A 17,092-nucleotide genomic window follows, 5' to 3' on the forward strand; every position below is an offset into this window, starting at 1 on the left:
ACAAGGATGCACAAGTGCCATTGGCATATGCCATGTGGCAAGCGTCTTGCCTCAGCAGCCTGTTTTGCGTAAGTCGTTTTTTATCGACCCGTGAAAATGAACAAGGGCTAGTGCCTTTACAAGCCCTAGCCCTTGCTGTTATTGCGCAAGCAGCTATCAAAAAGATAGCCACTCATCGTGAACTCAAGCAGCCAGCTTGGCCTTGACTTGCTCCACGATGCTGCCAAAGGCAGCCTTGTCGTGCACTGCGAGGTCGGCCAGCATCTTGCGGTCGATCTCGATGGAAGCCTTCTTCAGACCGTTGGCGAACTGGCTGTAGGTCAGGCCCAGTTCACGGGCAGCGGCATTGATACGGGCAATCCACAACTGGCGGAACACGCGCTTCTTGGTGCGGCGGTCACGGTAGGCATATTGCCCAGCCTTCATTACCGCCTGTTTGGCGATACGGAAGACATTACCGCGGCGACCACGGAAACCCTTGGCAAGGGCGAGAACTTTCTTGTGACGGGCACGGGCCGTTACACCACGTTTGACGCGAGGCATGTATGTACTCCTTGTTCGTCAGTTATTAAAGGCCAGCGCTGGGCAGCATTTGTGCGATCGAGCCCATGTTGGTCTCATGCACATTCACTGCACCACGCAGGTGGCGCTTGTTCTTGGTGGTCTTCTTGGTCAAGATGTGACGCTTGAAGGCTTGACCGCGCTTGACGGTGCCACCGGGACGAACGCGGAAACGTTTTTTCGCGCTGCTCTTGGTCTTCATTTTGGGCATGTGAATGCTCCTTTTTCATTGTGCTCGTGAGGCGTTTGCAAACCGATCTGCAAACTTGTTGGCCCCGAGCCACTTTTATCGAAAGGCTTTCGCCTTCCGCTCGGCAATGCCCGAAGGCACCACCTTTTCAAGCACTCCGCCTGTTGAGGGGCGCAGTGCTCAAAACTTCATACCGATCCGCAGCTTTATGCCGCCTGGCCTGCCGCTGGCGCAGCGCCTTCAGACGCTGGCTTGGCCGCAGGCTTTTTCTTGCCGGGGGCAATCATCATGATCATCTGGCGGCCTTCCAGCTTGGGAAACTGCTCGATGATGATGCTGTCCGCCAGCTCGTCACGAATCCGGTTCAGCAAAGCCAGACCGAGTTCCTGGTGCGTGATTTCGCGACCGCGGAACCGCAGCGTGATTTTGCATTTATCACCATCCGCCAAAAAGCGGCGAATGTTGCGCATCTTGATGTTGTAGTCGCCATCGTCCGTACCGGGACGGAACTTGACTTCCTTGATCTCAATGACCGTCTGCTTGGCTTTGGCTTCTGCCGCACGCTTTTGCTCTTGGTACTTGAACTTGCCGTAGTCCATGAGACGGCACACCGGTGGGTTCGCCGTGGCAGCGATTTCCACCAGATCCACGTCCAGCTCACCGGCCATCCGCAAGGCCTCCATGAGACTGACAACACCCAAGGGCTCGTTGTCAGGCCCGGACAGACGAACTTCCGGGGCCATGATTTCACGGTTCAGGCGGTGCTTGCGCTCTTCCCGCTGGCGACGATCACGAAATTCAGTAGCGATGGCTATCTTCCTTGAATCAAAATACTACAAATAAAGTAGCTACTTCCGCACAGTCCACGAGCGGCAAAGCAGTTTTTTGTACAAAATCAGGCTTTGGTAGCAATGTCGTTGGCGATCAATTCAATGAACGCATCGACCGACATCACGCCGAGATCACGATTACCTCGGGCTCGCACTGCAACGGCTCCCGCCGCCTTTTCCTTGTCGCCTGCGACGAGGATGTAGGGCAGCTTTTGCATCGAATGCTCCCGTATTTTATACGTAATCTTCTCGTTACGCAGATCCAGGGCCACCCTAAGGCCTTGATTGGGCAGCGCTTTTTGCAGTTTTGCTGCGATTTCACGACAGTAATCGGACTGCGCATCCGTGATGTTGAGCACCGAAACCTGCACGGGAGCGAGCCAGGTGGGCAAGGCGCCTGCATGCTGCTCGATCAGAATGCCGATGAAGCGCTCCAGGCTTCCCACGATGGCACGGTGCAGCATGATGGGCCGATGGCGGCCACCATCCTCGCCCACAAACTCAGCGTCCAGGCGCTCGGGCATGTTGGGATCGACCTGAATCGTGCCGCATTGCCATGGTCGCCCCAGCGCGTCCTTGAGCGTGTACTCGATCTTAGGGCCGTAGAACGCGCCTTCGCCAGGTAGGTACTCAAACTCGCAACCGGACGCGCGCAAGCCCTCGGCCAGAGCATTTTCAGCGCGGTCCCAACTTTCCTCACTGCCGATGCGCTTTTCGGGGCGTGTGGACAGCTTGTAGATGATGTCCGTGAAACCAAAGTCCTTGTAGACTTTTTGCAGCAACGTGGTGAACGCCACCACCTCTGACTGGATCTGGTCTTCGGTACAGAAGATATGGCCGTCATCCTGCGTGAACGCACGCACGCGCATGATGCCGTGCAGGCCTCCAGTCGGCTCATTGCGGTGGCACTGGCCGAATTCGCCAAACCGCAGCGGCAGGTCGCGGTAGCTCTTGATACCTTGCTTGAAGATGATGATGTGCCCAGGACAGTTCATCGGCTTGAGCGCATAGTCGCGCTTTTCCGACTCCGTCACAAACATGTTCTCGCGGTATTTGTCCCAGTGGCCCGTTTTCTCCCACAGACCCTGGTCCAGGATTTGTGGCCCCTTCACCTCTTGGTAGCCGTTCTCGCGGTACACGCGGCGCATGTACTGCTCGACCTCCTGCCACACCGTCCAGCCCTTGGGGTGCCAGAACACCGTACCAGGCGAGTGCTCGTCGATATGGAACAGGTCCAGCTCACGGCCGAGCTTGCGGTGGTCACGCTTCTCAGCCTCCTCCAGCATCGTCAAATACTGCTGCAACTCGTCTTTGGTGGCCCAGGCCGTGCCGTAGACACGCTGCAGCATTTCGTTGCGGTGGTCACCGCGCCAGTAGGCACCCGCCACCTTCATCAGCTTGAAGAACTTGAGCTTGCCGGTGCTGGGCACGTGCGGGCCTCGGCACAGGTCTTCAAAATTGCCTTCGCGGTACAAACTGACGTCTTCGTTGCTGGGGATGCTGGCAATGATTTCGGCCTTGTAGTGCTCCCCCAAGCCCTTGAAATACGCCACGGCCTCGTCGCGCGGCAACACGCGGCGTACCACGGGCTCATCTTTGGCTGCCAGCTCGGCCATGCGCTTTTCGATGGCCACCAAGTCCTCGGGCGTGAAGGGGCGCTTGTAGGCAAAGTCGTAATAGAAGCCGTTTTCGATCACCGGACCGATGGTGACCTGGGCATCAGGAAACAGCTCCTTGACCGCGTAGGCCAGCAAGTGGGCGGTGGAGTGGCGGATCACCTCCAGGCCATCCGCATCCTTGGCCGTCACGATGGACAGCGGGCTATCAGCCGTGATCTGGTAGCTGGTGTCCACCACCTTGTCGCCGATCTTGCCCGCCAAAGCGGCTTTGGCCAGACCAGCGCCAATGGAGGCGGCCACCTCGGCCACCGTGACGGGGCCTGGAAACTCGCGCTGCGAACCGTCAGGAAGCGTAATGTGAATCATGGGAGCAACTCTTTCTCTGTGATCAGTGCAATGGATGCGGGCACGCGCCAGGCCCGTAAAACAAAAAAGCGCGGAACAGGTCCGCGCTTTTTGGAGGTGTGTGCAATCTCGTGCAGGCGCGAACAGCCAGCCTCAAAGGCCGGTCAACATCTCCGATGTAGTTCGCGGTGTCATAACCAGATTGCCTTTCTCGCTCTTGTGCAGTGAACTTCTACGGATTTTAACCCCAGCACCCAGAAAAAAGCCCGAAGCAGATGCTTCGGGCTTTTGTCGAGTGCATTTGGCGCCACAACAAAGTGGCGCCAAGCCTCGCAGATCAGTGGAACTGCTCTTCTTCGGTCGAACCCGTCAGGGCCTTCACGGAGGACGAGCCGCCCTGGATCACGGTGGTCACGTCGTCGAAGTAACCTGCGCCCACTTCTTGTTGGTGCGACACGAAGGTGTAGCCCTTTTCGCGTGCTGCGAATTCTGGCTCTTGCACCATTTCGGTGTAGTGCTTCATGCCTTCGCCTTGGGCGTATGCATGGGCGAACTGGAAGGTGTTGAACCAGTTGATGTGGATACCAGCCAGGGTGATGAACTGGTACTTGTAGCCCAGAGCCGACAGGTCTTCCTGGAACGAAGCGATCTGCTTGTCGTTGAGGTTCTTCTTCCAGTTGAACGATGGCGAGCAGTTGTACGACAGCAGCTTGCCGGGGCAGGCAGCGTGCACGGCTTGCGCAAACTCACGGGCAAAGCCGATGTCTGGCACGCCGGTTTCGCACCACACCAGGTCCGCATAAGGGGCATAGGCCACGCCACGGCTGATGGCTTGTTCCAGACCGTTCTTCACGCGGTAGAAGCCTTCTTGCGTGCGCTCGCCGGTCAGGAAAGGCTTGTCGTTGGCGTCGTGGTCGGAAGTGATCAGGTTGGCGGCTTCGGCGTCGGTACGAGCCAGCACGATGGTGGACACGCCCATCACGTCAGCGGCAAAGCGTGCAGCGATCAGCTTTTCGCAGGCTTCTTGTGTGGGCACCAGCACCTTGCCACCCATGTGGCCGCACTTCTTCACGGCAGCCAGTTGGTCTTCAAAGTGCACGCCGGCTGCGCCTGCAGCGATCATGTTCTTCATCAGCTCGAAGGCGTTCAGCACGCCGCCAAAGCCAGCTTCAGCGTCGGCCACGATGGGCAGGAAGTAGTCGATGAATTCCTTGTCGCCGGGGTTGATGCCACGGCCCCACTGGATTTCGTCAGCGCGCTTGAAGGTGTTGTTGATGCGGCGAACCATGGTGGGCACCGAGTCATACGCGTACAGCGACTGGTCGGGGTACATGGTTTCGCTGGTGTTGCCGTCGGCAGCCACTTGCCAGCCCGACAGGTACACGGCTTCGAGGCCGGCCTTGGCTTGCTGCATGGCTTGACCGGCAGAAATGGCGCCGAAAGCGTTCACGTAGCCCTTCTTGGCGCCGCCGTTGATCTTGTCCCAGAGCTTTTCAGCGCCGCGCTTGGCCAGCGTGTGCTCGATAGGCAGCGAGCCACGCAGGCGCACCACGTCGGCTGCGGAGTAACCACGCTTCACGCCCTTCCAGCGGGGGTTGGTCGCCCAGTCTTTTTCCAGGGCGGCAATTTGCTGTTCGCGGCTCAGTTGTTCGTTGAGGGATTGGGGCATGAGATCACTCCAGGGGTTGGTTGAAAACGCCGGGCTGCTGTGTGCCGCCCTTGAAGACAACTTTAAGTCTTCTATAAGACTTGCGCAAGCTCTTATGTCTTATAGAAGAGATAAATTTTCTTCTTTCAAAACAACCACTTAAACACGTGATTTCTCAATACGGAAATTGATTTCTCATATCGAGAAAAATTGCGGCAATGCAACATCTATCGCATCCCACATCAAGAAATTCAACTTTCGTATTGTGAGAATTCAGATGGGTGTAGCGCCAACTGCCCTGAGCCAGTCACCATGCTCGATCTGGCGTGCGCCCTGCGCATATCGGGGATGGATCTCGTACACCAGACAAGACAGCGCTTGGCCCTCCACCGTCACCGCAATTTCGCGCTTGCGGTACTCATCGGTCGGATGATCCTCGCCCAGTCCTTCGATGGCATCGAGAACTGTCTCCAGCGCAGGCTCGATGGCGTACACCTCGCCATGCACCGGCCGGTCGCCGCCCAGGGTCATGCCGGGGTAAGCCCCCAGGTGGAACAGCATTCCTGTAACTTGCGCAAACCCCACCCAGCGCGGCGCAGGCAACAAGCGCGTGATGTCGTTCGACCCGCCGCGGCGCAAGGTGCCGTACACAAACACATGGCGTGGGGCTGCAATTGGCGAAGAAGGCTCGGGCATGATGCGCAGTCTTTTTTGTTTGAACAGCGTCCCAGTCTAGTGAATACGCCCCCGCCCAGCCGCCCTTTCGCCTATCTGTGCCTGGCCCTAAGCATGTCGCTGGTGGGCAGTTATGTGGCGCTCTCCAAACCGCTCGCGGCCGTGCTGCCCGTGCTCTTGCTGGCCTGGATGCGCTTTGGCATCGGGGGCATCGCCATGCTGCACTGGCTCAAGAAGCCCGCCAACGAGCCGCCACTGACACCAGAGACGAAACGGCTGCTGTTCCTGGAGTCCTTTCTGGGCAACTTTCTGTTCACCATCTGCATGATCTACGGCGTGAGCCTAACCGATGCGGTTTCGGCAGGCGTCACCATGGCGGCCATTCCTGCGGCTGTGGCGTTAATGGGCTGGGCATTTTTGGGCGAGCGGGTGGCGCCCCGCACCTGGATGGCCGTGCTTTGCGCAGTGGTGGGCATTGCCCTGTTTTCACTATCAAAACCAGAGCACTCAGCGCATATGAAACTAGCGCTTGGAGCCAAAAACACTACAAACCATGCCTGGTGGGGCCAAATGCTGCTGCTGGGGGCCGTGGTTTGCGAGGCCGCCTACACCGTGATCGGCAAGAAGCTCACCGGCAGCCTGGGGCCCAAGCGCATCACCTCGCTCATCAACCTTTGGGGCTTTGTGCTGACGACGCCGTTTGGCCTGTACCTGGCGCTGGACTTTCCGTTTGCTTCGGTAGGCCGGGGCACCTGGGTATTGCTGCTGTTTTACGCGCTGGCCGCCTGCATGTGGACGGTGTGGCTGTGGATGACCGGGCTCAAGGCCGTGCCCGCTGCGCAGGGCGGCGTCTTCTCGGTCATGCTGCCGGTGAGTGCGGCGCTGGTGGGCGTGCTGTTTTTGGGCGAGGCATTGACAGGCATGCAACTGGTTGCCTTTGCCATCGCCCTGGCCAGCGTGTTGCTGGCCACCCTGCCCTCGCGCGCAGCACTGCGCGTGGGTCGGGGCGACCGCCCCGACCGATCCTGACCTGCACACCAACCGTCAAGTAGTCAACGCCTGCGCGCTGACCACGATGCCGTCGGCATCGGCATACAGCCAGTCGCCGGGCCGCACCCACACGCCCTGGATCAGCACCGCCACATCGCGCTGGCCCTCGCCCCGGCGCTCGGTGGGCAGCGGCATCAGCGCCAGCGCCCGGATGCCCACGGCAGCGGCGTTCAGTTCGGCCACGTCGCGCACGCAGCCGTCCACCACCAGGCCCGCCCAGCCATTGCGCGCCGCAGCGGCCGCCAAGTTGCCACCCACCAGCGCGCGGCGCAGCGAGCCCCCGCCATCCACCACCAGCACGCGGCCCTCGCCCGGCGACTCCACGGCGGCTTTGACCAGGGAGTTGTCTTCGTGGCATTTGACCGTGGTGACCGGGCCCGCAAACACCGGCTTGCCGCCATAGCTCTGGAAAACAGGCGGCAAGACGCGGAACGCACCGCTCACATCGGCCTTGTGCACATCGCAGAAATCGCAGGTGGAGAAGGGAGGGTTAAAAGCTGCGGACATAGGGACAAAATCTTTCAAAGAGTGGGTCAGTGAAACGGGCCAAGCCAAGATTGTCTGCGCAATACAAGCCCTGACAGCCACGGCTCCACGCAGGCCCAGGCCAGGCCACCCAGCCATGGGCTTTTGTCAAGGCTGGCGCGGCCCTGCGGCGAATTGCTGCACGCTGCGCGGCGCCACCGCTACAAATCGAGGCAAAAAAAGCCGCTTCTCCCTTGGAAACGCGTTTTTTTCCCATTAGCATCGGCCTGCCAGTGGGAAAGCGTCGTTTTCGCTGGTAAAAATTTATTCCCAACAAGGACAACCCAACATGGCAACTGCAAAAAAAGCTCCGGCAACCACAGCCCCAGCAGCCAAGAAGGCCGCTGCACCCGCCAAGAAGCGGACCCCTAACGCCGCATTCATGAAGGCGCTCACGCCCAGCCCCGCGCTGGCCGCTGTGGTGGGCTCGGCACCTCTGCCGCGCACGGAGATCATCAGCAAGCTGTGGGTCTACATCAAGGCCAACAACCTGCAGGACGCCACCAACAAGCGCAACATCAACGCCGACGCCAAGCTCAAGGAGCTGTTCGGCAAGCCCCAAGTCTCCATGTTTGAACTGGCTGGCCTGATCGGCAAGCACGTCAAGTAAGCCCTGGCGCTTTGCGACCTGTGTCGCACCCGTAAAAGAACCGGCTCTGCCGGTTTTTTTACGTCCCTACCCTGTCGAAGTGTGGCGCGCTCGCATCAATGCAAATGAGAATGACCCGCATTTGATGTAACATAAAGCTGCACGACGACGCACAGCCATGTTGATCTAGCCACTGCCTCTCGCCTGCTCTTGGTGCCCCTGCGCGCCACCTGCACACCCCTATTGACGGAGGCCCTCTTGGCTAAATCTCGCGCCCAGCGCCGCAGCGGCATGCTGCGTTCTTCTCCCGCATTTGTTGTTTCTCCCGCTGCTGTGCCCTCGCAAGCCGCATCGTCCGACAAGGCCCTGCTGCCGCTGGGCGCGCTGATGCTGGCCGCCTCGATGGGCGCCATGGCGCAGACCAGCACGCCAGAAACCACCTTGTCCACCGTGACGGTGAAGGAAACCGCCGAAGTCCAGGGCAAGGACACCCTGCTCATCAAGAAGACCACCGTGGGCAAGGGCAAGCAGGACATCAAGGACATCCCACAGTCCGTGACGGTGTTCACCGAAAAGCTGATGAACGACCGCAACCAGGACGACTTCCGCGAAGTGCTGCGCACCACCGCGGGCGTGACCTTCCAGTCCGGAGAGACCGGTGAAGAAGATGTGCGCCTGCGCGGCTTTTCGCTGGGTCTGGCAGGCGACATCTACGTGGACGGCATGAAGGACGCTCCGCTGATCGAGCGCGACACCTTCAACAACGACCGCATCGAAGTGCTCAAGGGCTCGGCCTCCATGCTGTTTGGCAAGGGCTCGACCGGCGGTGTGGTCAACCAGGTCAACAAGTACCCGCTGCTGATCGACCAGCACGAAGCCGGCTACACGCTGGGCACCGGCAAGTACCACCGCGCCACGGGCGACTTCAACTGGGTGACGGGCGAGAACGCAGCCTTCCGCCTGAACGCCATGGTGCAGGAGTACGACAACTACGGCGCCAAGCAGGACAAGCGCGGCATTGCGCCCACGTTTGCCTGGGGCATCGGCACGCGCGATGAGTTCTCCATCGGCCTGTACTACCTCGAATCCAAGGGCCGCCCGCTCTACAACCACCCCTGGCGCCTCTCGGCCGACGGCAAGATCAACATGCCGCTGGAAGCGGGCAAGTACTATGGTCTGGCCAGCGACCACAACGACACCACCTCGCAATACGTCACGCTGGGCCACATCCACCGCTTTGACGACAACGGCGAGCTGACCACGCGCCTGCGCTACGGCAAGTACGAGCGCGACCTGCTGGCCAGCACCATCGGCTTCCAGAACAGCGCCATCACGCTCGACCAGATCAACAGCAGCACCGTGCTGACCCGTGGCTCCAAGGGCCGCGTGGGCGAAAGCAACGTGCTGCAAGTGCAAAGCGACTACAACAACACCTACACCTGGGGTGGCAAGAAGCACGCGGTGCTCACCGGCGTGGACTATTACGACGACGACGCCAAGCGCAACCAGAACTACGCCAACACCACCCCCCGCCCCACCACCACCGTGGGCACACCCAACGATGGCGCCTGGGTGGCCGACGGCCGTGCGCCGGTGCAGTGGAACACCTTCACATCGCGCAACCTGGGCCTGTACTTCCAGGACACCGTGTCGCTGACCGACACGCTCAAGCTCGTCGGCGGTCTGCGCTACGACAACTTCCGCGCCTCGTACCGCAATGCCGCAGGCAGCCTGAGCAATTCCCGCTCCGACAGCCTGTTCAGCCCCCGCATGGGCCTGATCTTCCAGCCTGACGAGCTGACCTCGTACTACGTGTCGTACGGCACTTCGTACAACACCTCGGGCGACACCTACCAGTTTGGCAACCCCGGTGCCACCACGGCGCGCACGGCCAACACCGACCCGGAAAAGAGCCGCAACATCGAAGTCGGCGGCAAGTTCGAGCTGTTCGAGCGCCGCGCCCTGCTGGGTGTGGCCGCCTTCTACAGCCAGAAGTACAACGAGCGCAACACCGACCCTGACACCGCTGCCGCGCAGGAACTGCTCTCGGGCAAGCGCCACGCCACCGGCATGGAGTTCAACCTGGCGGGCCGCCTGACGCCGAAGTGGGAACTGTTCTTCAACCACACCTGGATCCCGTCGGCCAAGATCGACAAGAGCAACGTGGTGCTGGCCTCCAACGGCGGCGGCGCACAGGTGCAGGGCGACCGCCCCGGCCTCACGCCCAAGCACAGCGGCAGCGTGTGGAGCACCTACGCCGTTACGTCCAAGCTGCGTGTGGGCGCAGGCCTGACGTACCGCGCCAAGCAGAACCCCGAGGGCTCACGCGCCGTGTACGCCAGCGGCTTTGCGGTGGTGGACGCCATGGCCGAGTACGCGTTTGACGACAAGACCTCGCTGAAGCTGAACGTGAGCAACCTGTTCGACCGCACGTATGCCGAAGGCCTGTACCGCGGCTTCTACACGCCCGGCGCCCCGCGCGCCGTGCAGCTGACGCTGAAGACACGCTTCTGACGCACCTCTGAAGTCCATCGAATGAACCGGCCCCGGCACAGCCCGGGGCCGGTTCACAATGGCTCCATGTTCCTGCACATCCAAGACGTTCTCACCGCCGACGAGGTCGCGTTCTTCCGGCAAAAGCTTTGGGCGGCCGACGCCCCCTGGGTGGACGGCGCCCGCAGCGCGGGCGGCCAGGCGGTGCACCAGAAAAACAACCTGCAGCTGGCACAAGCCAGCGAGCTGTCCGCGCAGCTCCAGGGCCTGGTCAAGGCCGCGTTGAATCGCAACGCCCTCTTCTTTTCGGCGGCTCTGCCGCGCCGCATCTACAACCCGCTGTTCAACAAATACGGTGATGGCGCCAACTTCTATGGCAACCACGTGGACAGCGCCGTCATGCACTCCCGCGCCGACAACTGCTGGGTGCGCAGCGACCTGTCGTGCACGCTGTTCCTCACCCCGCCCGAGGACTATGAGGGCGGCGAGCTGGTGATTGCAGAAGCCCTGGGCGAGAAGCGCATCAAGCTGCCTGCGGGCGACATGATCCTGTACCCCAGCAGCACCGTGCACCAGGTCGCACCGGTCACGCGGGGCCACCGCGTGAGCAGCTTCTTCTGGGTGGAGAGCATGGTGCGCGGGCTGGAGCAACGCCAGTTGCTGTTCGACATGGACATGGCCCTGCTCAAGCTGCGCCAGACCCACGGCGACACCGACCCGTCGGCCATCGCGCTGTCGGGCACGTACCACAACCTGCTGCGCATGTGGGCCGATGTGTGAGACACCGCAAGCGCCCAACCCCACGGCAGCGACCGGGGGTATGAGATACCCCAAAAACTACTATTTTGATAGCACCCAGCGCATGATCCACTAGCGCTTGGTGCTATTTTTGTTTGTATGACCCAAATTCCTGCACGGCACACCATCCCCTCGGGCCTGGTCACCCTGGCCGACCACGAGCTGCACGCGCGCACGCAGCTGGACGACAACGCTTGGGCCTACTTCAGCGGCGGTGCGGCCGACGAGATCAGCCTGCGCGCCAACCGCACGGCCTGGGACGCCCTGTCCCTGTGGCCCCGCGTGCTGCGGCCGCTGGCGGGTGGGCACACCCGCGTGCCTCTGCTGGGCCGCACGCTGGCGCACCCCATCCTGCTCGCACCCGTGGCCTTCCAGCGCATGGCGCACCCCGATGGCGAACTGGCCCTGGCCTACGCCGCAGCAGCGCTGGGCGCGGGCGTGGTGCTCAGCACCCAGGCCAGCGTGTCGGTGGAGAGCGTGGCCCAGGCCGTGCTGCCCGACCCGGGGCGCGGCCCGCTGTGGTTTCAGCTGTACCTGCAGCCGGACCGGGGCTTCACCCAGGCGCTGGTGCAGCGTGCCGAAGCCGCCGGCTACGAAGCCCTGGTGCTCACGGTGGACGCCCCCACCAGCGGCGTGCGCGACCGGGAGCGGCGCGCGGGCTTTCGGCTGCCGTCCGGCGTGGGTCCCGTCAACCTGGCAGGTTTGCAGACACCTGCCTCCCCGCCGTTGAGCCCCGGCCAGAGCGCCTTGTTCGACGGACTGCTGCACCATGCCCCCACCTGGGACGACATCGCGTGGCTGCAGTCCATCACACGGCTGCCCGTACTGCTCAAGGGCGTGCTGCACCCCGCCGACGCGCGCCAGGCCGTGTCGGTGGGCGCGGCGGGCCTCATCGTGTCCAACCACGGCGGGCGCACGCTCGACACGGCCCCCGCCACCGCCACTGCCCTGCCCCGTGTGGTGCAGGCCGTGGGCGGCGCGGTGCCGGTGCTGGTGGACGGCGGCATCCGGCGCGGCACCGACGTGCTCAAGGCCATGGCACTGGGCGCATCGGCCGTGCTGGTGGGCCGCCCTGCCGTGTGGGGCCTGGCCAATGCGGGGGCGGCGGGCGTGGCCCATGTGCTGCGCCTGTTGCGCGACGAGCTGGAGGTCGCCATGGCACTGACCGGCTGCGCCACCCTGGCAGAGGCCACGCCTGCACTGCTGGAGGGGCAGGACGGAGCCCCATCGGGCAGAGACTGAGCCCGGGGTATCAGCAACCTGCCAGAGGCAGGTGTCACCTTCCCCCTGTCGGCAGGAATGATTTATTGCAAATGCGATAGATTCGTATTTATAATCTCAATCATCCTTTCAACAGCCAGCCACACTGCCTGCCGCCATGATCGTCTGTGTTTGCCGCCGGGTTTCGGACCGTGAGATTGCCCGCCATGCCCGTGCCGGCATGAGCTTCGATGAGATCCAGTTCGAGCTGGGCGTGGCTACCCAATGCGGATGCTGCGAAAGCTGCGCCCGCGACGTGGTGGCGCAGTGCAGTGCTTCGCAACCGGTAGCCGCCTTGCGCAACGACGCGGCGCCACAGGCGATCCAGCTTGCCAGCTCCATTCTGGAAAGCAAGTCATGGAACTCCTCTCAACCCTCGCAGGCAGCCTGATCCTGGTCGCAGGATCGGCCTGGTGGATCTTTCGCAAATAATCCGGGTTTACCCGGCAGCGTCCGCCCTATGCTAGGGGCGGCGCTGCCCTTCCTTTCTTTTTATGTCTCACCCTGATCGTTTTGCCTCCCCCGGTGGTGTGAGCCGCAACACCGTGATCGTCGGGTCCGTTTTGGCGCTGCACGTGGCCGGCATCTGGGCCCTGCAGTCCGGCCTGGTACGCAAGGCAGCCGAAGTGATCGTGCCGGCCGAGCTGCTCAGCGAATTCATCGCACCGCCCGCCCCGCCCAAGGTCACCCCACCGCCACCGGCCCCTCCTCCACCGCCCAAGCCCGCCCCCAAGGCCGCGCCCCGCCCGGCCCCGATGCCGGTGGCGATTGCTGACCCTACGCCGGCGCCCAATGCCCCCACGGGCATCACCACACCCCAGCCACCCGCGCCGCCCATCGAGGCCCCCGTGGCGCCCCCGGCCCCCGCGCCTGCGCCACCGGCACCCCCTGCACCGCCCAAGATCGAGCTGCCGTCCAGCGACGCGGCCTACCTCAACAACCCCAAGCCCAGCTACCCCGCCATCAGCAAACGCATGGGCGAGCAAGGCAAGGTGGTGCTCAGGGTGCTCATCGGCACCGACGGCGTGCCGCAGAAGGTCGAGGTCAACAAGTCCAGCGGCTTTGACCGGCTGGACCGCCAGGCCCAGGACGCCGTGATGCGCTGGCGCTTTGTGCCCGGCAAACGCAACGGCGTGCCCGAGGCCATGTGGAACCTCGTCCCCGTCAACTTTGTTCTCGAATAAACCAATCACCGCTCAGGGAGTTTTCATGGAATCGCAATTCGGCATCGCCAACGTCTGGATCCAGGGTGACTTTGTCACCCGCGCCGTCGCCATCCTGCTGCTGGCCATGTCGCTGGCCTCGTGGATCGTCATCCTCATCAAGGCGCTGGACATCATCAAGTTCAAGAAGCACGCCCGCGCCGCCCAGGACTTCTGGCACAGCGAAGACTTTGCCGCTGGCCTGACCAAGCTGGGCGCCGACCCGACCAACCCCTTCCGCCACCTGGCGCTGGAAGGCCGTGAAGCCACCGCCCACCACCGCAACACCAAGGCCCATCTGCACGACAGCCTGGACGTGAGCGACTGGGTGACACGCTGCCTGCGCAACTGCATCGACGAGTTCACCGCCCGCTTGTCCTCGGGCCTGGCCATCCTGGCGTCGGTGGGCTCCACTGCCCCGTTCATCGGCCTGTTCGGCACCGTGTGGGGCATCTACCATGCGCTGCTGGCCATCGGCACATCGGGCCAGTCCACCATCGACAAGGTGGCCGGCCCCATCGGCGAGGCGCTGATCATGACCGCCCTGGGCCTGGCCGTGGCCATCCCGGCGGTGCTGGGCTACAACGCGCTGGTGCGCGGCAACAAGTCCATCCTGAACGGCCTGAACAGCTTTGCGCACGACCTGCACGCCTACTTTGTGACCGGCGCCCGCGTGAACGCTGGCGAGCCCGGCAAGGTGCTGCCCATGAAGAAAGGCAGCTAAGCCATGGCCTTTGGAACCCAAGACGACACCGATGACGTGATGAACGAGATCAACATGACGCCCCTGGTGGACGTCATGCTGGTGCTGCTCATCATCTTCATCATCACCGTGCCGGTGATGAAACACGCGGTGAACGTGGACCTGCCCCGAGCCACCAACCAGCCCGAGAACGTCAAGCCCGAGACCGTGCGCCTGTCGGTGTCGGCCGATGGCAAGTTCTTCTGGAACGAGTCCCAGGTGTCGGAAGAAGAACTCTTCCCCCGCCTGCAGGCCGAGGCCGCCAAGGAGCCCCAGCCAGACCTCCACATCCGTGGCGACAAGAACGTGCGCTATGAATTCGTGGCCCAGGCCATGGCGGCTGCGCAACGCGCTGGCGTGCGCAAGATCGGGTTTGTGACGGACCCACAGGGGCAGTAACGGCACGGCGACAGCTACCTGCAGCCCCCGCACATCCTGCCAGCCTACCCACGGGGGACACGCTGACGGGCGGCAAAGAGGTTGGGCTTTTGCAGCGGGCTCATGGCCTGCTTACCCGGCGCCCGCAGCGCACAAAGCCCCCAGCCTTGCGCCTGATGCAGGTCGGGCGCAGGAACAAAAAGAAACACACAGTTCGCTTGACTTGTAATTGCGAATCGTTATCATTAGCAAAACGCACTGCAATGACCCAGGAAACCTCCATGCAAGCCTCCCTGACCTCCGCCCCGCTCCGCCGCACTGCGTCTGCCGACCCGACGGGCGCCCCGGTATCTGGCGAGGCATCGTCGTCCGGCGCGCAGGGCGCCACCGCCGCACTGGACAGCAGCGTGCTGCTGCAAGGCCACAAGACCGTCGCCATCAGCCACAACGGCTCGGTCTACCGCCTGCAGGCCACCAAGCTGGGCAAGCTCATCCTGACCAAATAGTTTCATCGTGGGGCGACTCCCGGGCTTGCAACAAGCTCGAAAGGGTCATTTTTGCCAGCCAACGGGTTTGCGCCCGCGTAGCCAGGCTTTTTTTGCTGCCCCCGGCCCCGCCAACAAAAAAACCGGCCCACAGGCCGGTTTTTTTATGCTCCCACAGGTTTTGAAGCCTTTTTGGCACCATGCGCTAGTGGAATATGCGCCAGCAGCTATCAAAATAAGAGCAACTGCAACCCCTGCTGAGAGAGCACCCGAATCACAGCCCCAGGGCTGCGATGCCCGCGCGGGCGATCTGCGCATCTTCGGTGGACTTCACGCCGCTCACGCCCACGGCACCCAGGCACTGGCCGTCCTTCATGATCGGCACGCCGCCTTCGAGCAGGCCGTCAATGGTGGGCGCGCTCAGGAACGAGGTACGGCCGCCGTTGATCACGTCCTCATACACCTTGCTTTCGCGGCGGCCCAGCGCGGCCGTGCGGGCCTTGGATGGGGCGATGTGCGACGACACGGCCGCTGCACCGTCCAGGCGCTGCAGCCACAGCAGGTGGCCGCCATCGTCCACGATGGCAATGGTCACGGCCCAGTTGTTCTTGAGGGCTTCGGCTTCAGCGGCGGCGGCCACGGCCTTGACGTCGGCCAGTTCGAGTTCGTGCTTGGTTTTCATGGAGATATCCGAAAGATGGGGAGGAAGCCAGGCGCCACAGGCCGCCCGACACACAAAGAGAGCCGAGCATACCGGCATCCCCCGCGCCGTTGCACCCAGCCAGGGTGAAAGTATCCTTACCAAAAGTAGGTGACCGGGTGCGGTTTTTGGGGGGCAAAAAACGCTCTCACCCTAGAATTTCTCTCGTCTGCGTCGTGCAGGCCAACAAGGAGAGACACAAGATGAATGACCAAGTCACCACCCTGGGCCACTCTGCGGGCTATGGCATCTCGCAGGAAGAGCGCCACAAGGTGCTTCGCAATACCTATTGGCTGCTTGCCCTGAGCATGATCCCCACGGTGCTGGGCGCCTGGATTGGCGTGGCCACCGGCATCACCCGTTCGCTGACCGGCGGCCTGGGCCTGATCGTGTTCCTGGGCGGCGCGTTCGGCTTCATGTTCGCCATCGAAAAGACCAAGCGCTCGGCCGCTGGCGTGCCGGTGCTGCTGGCCTTCACGTTCTTCATGGGCCTGATGCTGTCGCGCATGATCGGCATGGTGCTGGGCTTCAAGAACGGCACCGACCTCATCATGACGGCCTTTGCCGGCACGGCCGGTGTGTTCTTCGTGATGGCCAGCCTGGCCAGCGTCATCAAGCGTGACCTGTCGGGCATGGGCAAGTGGCTGATGGTGGGCGCCCTGGTGCTCATGGTGGGCGGCATCATCAATGTGTTCGTCGGCTCGGGCTTGGGGATGATGGTGATCTCGATGCTGGCCATCGGCATCTTCAGCGCCTACATGCTGTATGACCTGAAGCAGATCCTGGACGGCGGCGAAACCAACTACATCAGCGCCACGCTGGCCCTGTACCTGGACATCTTCAACGTGTTCCAGAGCCTGCTGGCCCTGCTGGGCATCATGGGTGGCGAGCGCGACTGAGCCCTGCCAGTCGTCCCTGACCTCCATCAAAAGGCTCCCTCGGGAGCCTTTTTTGTGGGCCAAGCACCAAGATCAAGCCTCAATAGCGCGGCCAGTGTGCCGA

Annotated in this window: 19 protein-coding genes; 11 read left to right on the forward strand and 8 right to left on the reverse strand. The window is 62.4% G+C overall.

Annotation, left to right across the window (positions count from 1 at the left end; all coding sequences use genetic code 11):
- Positions 1 to 183: 183 nt before the first annotated feature.
- The 6 genes from rplT to ACT531_RS06775 form a co-directional block, all read right to left on the reverse strand.
- Positions 184 to 543, reverse strand: coding sequence for a 50S ribosomal protein L20 (gene rplT, locus ACT531_RS06750; RefSeq protein ID WP_005795139.1), 360 nt, complete (start codon positions 541 to 543; stop codon positions 184 to 186).
- A 25-nt stretch (positions 544 to 568) separates the two neighbouring features.
- A complete protein-coding gene (gene rpmI / locus ACT531_RS06755; protein WP_005795135.1) occupies positions 569 to 772 on the reverse strand; it encodes a 50S ribosomal protein L35 in 204 nt (67 codons plus the stop codon).
- A gap of 185 nt (positions 773 to 957) precedes the next feature.
- A complete protein-coding gene (infC, locus tag ACT531_RS06760; RefSeq protein WP_082753551.1) occupies positions 958 to 1,566 on the reverse strand; it encodes a translation initiation factor IF-3 in 609 nt (202 codons plus the stop codon).
- 80 nt (positions 1,567 to 1,646) lie between these two features.
- Positions 1,647 to 3,566, reverse strand: coding sequence for a threonine--tRNA ligase (thrS, locus tag ACT531_RS06765; protein WP_476016905.1), 1,920 nt, complete (start codon positions 3,564 to 3,566; stop codon positions 1,647 to 1,649).
- Between the two features lie 316 nt (positions 3,567 to 3,882).
- On the reverse strand, positions 3,883 to 5,214 hold the full coding sequence (gene aceA, locus ACT531_RS06770; protein WP_015014551.1) for an isocitrate lyase: 1,332 nt from the start codon (positions 5,212 to 5,214) through the stop codon (positions 3,883 to 3,885).
- 252 nt (positions 5,215 to 5,466) lie between these two features.
- Entirely contained in the window at positions 5,467 to 5,889 is a 423-nt protein-coding gene (locus ACT531_RS06775; RefSeq protein ID WP_209820206.1) for a gamma-glutamylcyclotransferase family protein, read from the reverse strand.
- 93 nt (positions 5,890 to 5,982) lie between these two features.
- Between ACT531_RS06775 and ACT531_RS06780 the strand changes: the two genes are divergently transcribed.
- Positions 5,983 to 6,897 carry a DMT family transporter gene (locus ACT531_RS06780; protein WP_476016906.1) on the forward strand — a complete coding sequence of 305 codons (915 nt, stop codon included), beginning with the start codon at positions 5,983 to 5,985 and terminating at the stop codon, positions 6,895 to 6,897.
- 15 nt (positions 6,898 to 6,912) lie between these two features.
- Here the strand turns inward: ACT531_RS06780 and rraA are convergent, their stop codons facing one another.
- The gene (rraA, locus tag ACT531_RS06785) at positions 6,913 to 7,425 is read right to left on the reverse strand and encodes a ribonuclease E activity regulator RraA (RefSeq protein ID WP_060987579.1); all 513 of its coding nucleotides are present in this window, start codon (positions 7,423 to 7,425) and stop codon (positions 6,913 to 6,915) included.
- A 307-nt stretch (positions 7,426 to 7,732) separates the two neighbouring features.
- Here rraA and ACT531_RS06790 point away from each other — a divergent pair, with 307 nt between their 5' ends.
- The 9 genes from ACT531_RS06790 (at position 7,733) to hemP (ending at position 15,411) form a co-directional block, all read left to right on the forward strand.
- On the forward strand, positions 7,733 to 8,053 hold the full coding sequence (locus ACT531_RS06790) for an SWIB/MDM2 domain-containing protein (RefSeq protein WP_015014555.1): 321 nt from the start codon (positions 7,733 to 7,735) through the stop codon (positions 8,051 to 8,053).
- A 270-nt stretch (positions 8,054 to 8,323) separates the two neighbouring features.
- Positions 8,324 to 10,546 (forward strand): TonB-dependent receptor, encoded by a 2,223-nt coding sequence (locus ACT531_RS06795; protein WP_476016999.1) that lies wholly within the window; start codon positions 8,324 to 8,326, stop codon positions 10,544 to 10,546.
- 66 nt (positions 10,547 to 10,612) lie between these two features.
- Positions 10,613 to 11,305, forward strand: a complete 693-nt coding sequence (locus tag ACT531_RS06800; protein ID WP_060986085.1) for a Fe2+-dependent dioxygenase — start codon at positions 10,613 to 10,615, stop codon at positions 11,303 to 11,305.
- A 117-nt stretch (positions 11,306 to 11,422) separates the two neighbouring features.
- Positions 11,423 to 12,565 carry an alpha-hydroxy acid oxidase gene (locus ACT531_RS06805; protein WP_476016907.1) on the forward strand — a complete coding sequence of 381 codons (1,143 nt, stop codon included), beginning with the start codon at positions 11,423 to 11,425 and terminating at the stop codon, positions 12,563 to 12,565.
- 136 nt (positions 12,566 to 12,701) lie between these two features.
- Positions 12,702 to 12,974: a (2Fe-2S)-binding protein gene (locus ACT531_RS06810; RefSeq protein WP_015014559.1), complete on the forward strand. Its 273-nt coding sequence runs from the start codon at positions 12,702 to 12,704 to the stop codon at positions 12,972 to 12,974.
- 103 nt (positions 12,975 to 13,077) lie between these two features.
- A complete protein-coding gene (locus ACT531_RS06815) occupies positions 13,078 to 13,767 on the forward strand; it encodes an energy transducer TonB (RefSeq protein WP_110961265.1) in 690 nt (229 codons plus the stop codon).
- A 25-nt stretch (positions 13,768 to 13,792) separates the two neighbouring features.
- Complete coding sequence (locus ACT531_RS06820; protein WP_015014561.1) at positions 13,793 to 14,509, forward strand: MotA/TolQ/ExbB proton channel family protein; 717 nt, start codon at positions 13,793 to 13,795, stop codon at positions 14,507 to 14,509.
- Positions 14,510 to 14,512: 3 nt separating this feature from the next.
- Positions 14,513 to 14,926: an ExbD/TolR family protein gene (locus ACT531_RS06825; protein ID WP_015014562.1), complete on the forward strand. Its 414-nt coding sequence runs from the start codon at positions 14,513 to 14,515 to the stop codon at positions 14,924 to 14,926.
- Between the two features lie 260 nt (positions 14,927 to 15,186).
- The gene (hemP, locus tag ACT531_RS06830) at positions 15,187 to 15,411 is read left to right on the forward strand and encodes a hemin uptake protein HemP (RefSeq protein WP_476016908.1); all 225 of its coding nucleotides are present in this window, start codon (positions 15,187 to 15,189) and stop codon (positions 15,409 to 15,411) included.
- Positions 15,412 to 15,664: 253 nt separating this feature from the next.
- Here hemP and ACT531_RS06835 read toward each other — a convergent pair whose 3' ends face one another.
- Entirely contained in the window at positions 15,665 to 16,072 is a 408-nt protein-coding gene (locus ACT531_RS06835; protein WP_015014564.1) for a GlcG/HbpS family heme-binding protein, read from the reverse strand.
- A 221-nt stretch (positions 16,073 to 16,293) separates the two neighbouring features.
- On the opposite strand from ACT531_RS06835, the gene ACT531_RS06840 reads away from it, so the two are divergent.
- Entirely contained in the window at positions 16,294 to 16,989 is a 696-nt protein-coding gene (locus ACT531_RS06840; protein WP_476016909.1) for a Bax inhibitor-1/YccA family protein, read from the forward strand.
- Positions 16,990 to 17,092 lie beyond the last annotated feature (103 nt).

This window comes from Acidovorax sp. DMC1, from assembly GCF_056314325.1.

Bases quoted from the DNA above. Each gene is read 5' to 3' on its own strand.
- rplT (WP_005795139.1), bottom strand. From the start codon at position 543: ATGCCTCGCGTCAAACGTGGTGTAACGGCCCGTGCCCGTCACAAGAAA.
- rpmI (WP_005795135.1), bottom strand. From the start codon at position 772: ATGCCCAAAATGAAGACCAAGAGCAGCGCGAAAAAACGTTTCCGCGTT.
- thrS (WP_476016905.1), bottom strand. From the start codon at position 3,566: ATGATTCACATTACGCTTCCTGACGGTTCGCAGCGCGAGTTTCCAGGC.
- aceA (WP_015014551.1), bottom strand. From the start codon at position 5,214: ATGCCCCAATCCCTCAACGAACAACTGAGCCGCGAACAGCAAATTGCC.
- ACT531_RS06775 (WP_209820206.1), bottom strand. From the start codon at position 5,889: ATGCCCGAGCCTTCTTCGCCAATTGCAGCCCCACGCCATGTGTTTGTG.
- ACT531_RS06780 (WP_476016906.1), top strand. From the start codon at position 5,983: ATGTCGCTGGTGGGCAGTTATGTGGCGCTCTCCAAACCGCTCGCGGCC.
- rraA (WP_060987579.1), bottom strand. From the start codon at position 7,425: ATGTCCGCAGCTTTTAACCCTCCCTTCTCCACCTGCGATTTCTGCGAT.
- ACT531_RS06790 (WP_015014555.1), top strand. From the start codon at position 7,733: ATGGCAACTGCAAAAAAAGCTCCGGCAACCACAGCCCCAGCAGCCAAG.
- ACT531_RS06795 (WP_476016999.1), top strand. From the start codon at position 8,324: ATGCTGCGTTCTTCTCCCGCATTTGTTGTTTCTCCCGCTGCTGTGCCC.
- ACT531_RS06800 (WP_060986085.1), top strand. From the start codon at position 10,613: ATGTTCCTGCACATCCAAGACGTTCTCACCGCCGACGAGGTCGCGTTC.
- ACT531_RS06805 (WP_476016907.1), top strand. From the start codon at position 11,423: ATGACCCAAATTCCTGCACGGCACACCATCCCCTCGGGCCTGGTCACC.
- ACT531_RS06810 (WP_015014559.1), top strand. From the start codon at position 12,702: ATGATCGTCTGTGTTTGCCGCCGGGTTTCGGACCGTGAGATTGCCCGC.
- ACT531_RS06815 (WP_110961265.1), top strand. From the start codon at position 13,078: ATGTCTCACCCTGATCGTTTTGCCTCCCCCGGTGGTGTGAGCCGCAAC.
- ACT531_RS06820 (WP_015014561.1), top strand. From the start codon at position 13,793: ATGGAATCGCAATTCGGCATCGCCAACGTCTGGATCCAGGGTGACTTT.
- ACT531_RS06825 (WP_015014562.1), top strand. From the start codon at position 14,513: ATGGCCTTTGGAACCCAAGACGACACCGATGACGTGATGAACGAGATC.
- hemP (WP_476016908.1), top strand. From the start codon at position 15,187: ATGCAAGCCTCCCTGACCTCCGCCCCGCTCCGCCGCACTGCGTCTGCC.
- ACT531_RS06835 (WP_015014564.1), bottom strand. From the start codon at position 16,072: ATGAAAACCAAGCACGAACTCGAACTGGCCGACGTCAAGGCCGTGGCC.
- ACT531_RS06840 (WP_476016909.1), top strand. From the start codon at position 16,294: ATGAATGACCAAGTCACCACCCTGGGCCACTCTGCGGGCTATGGCATC.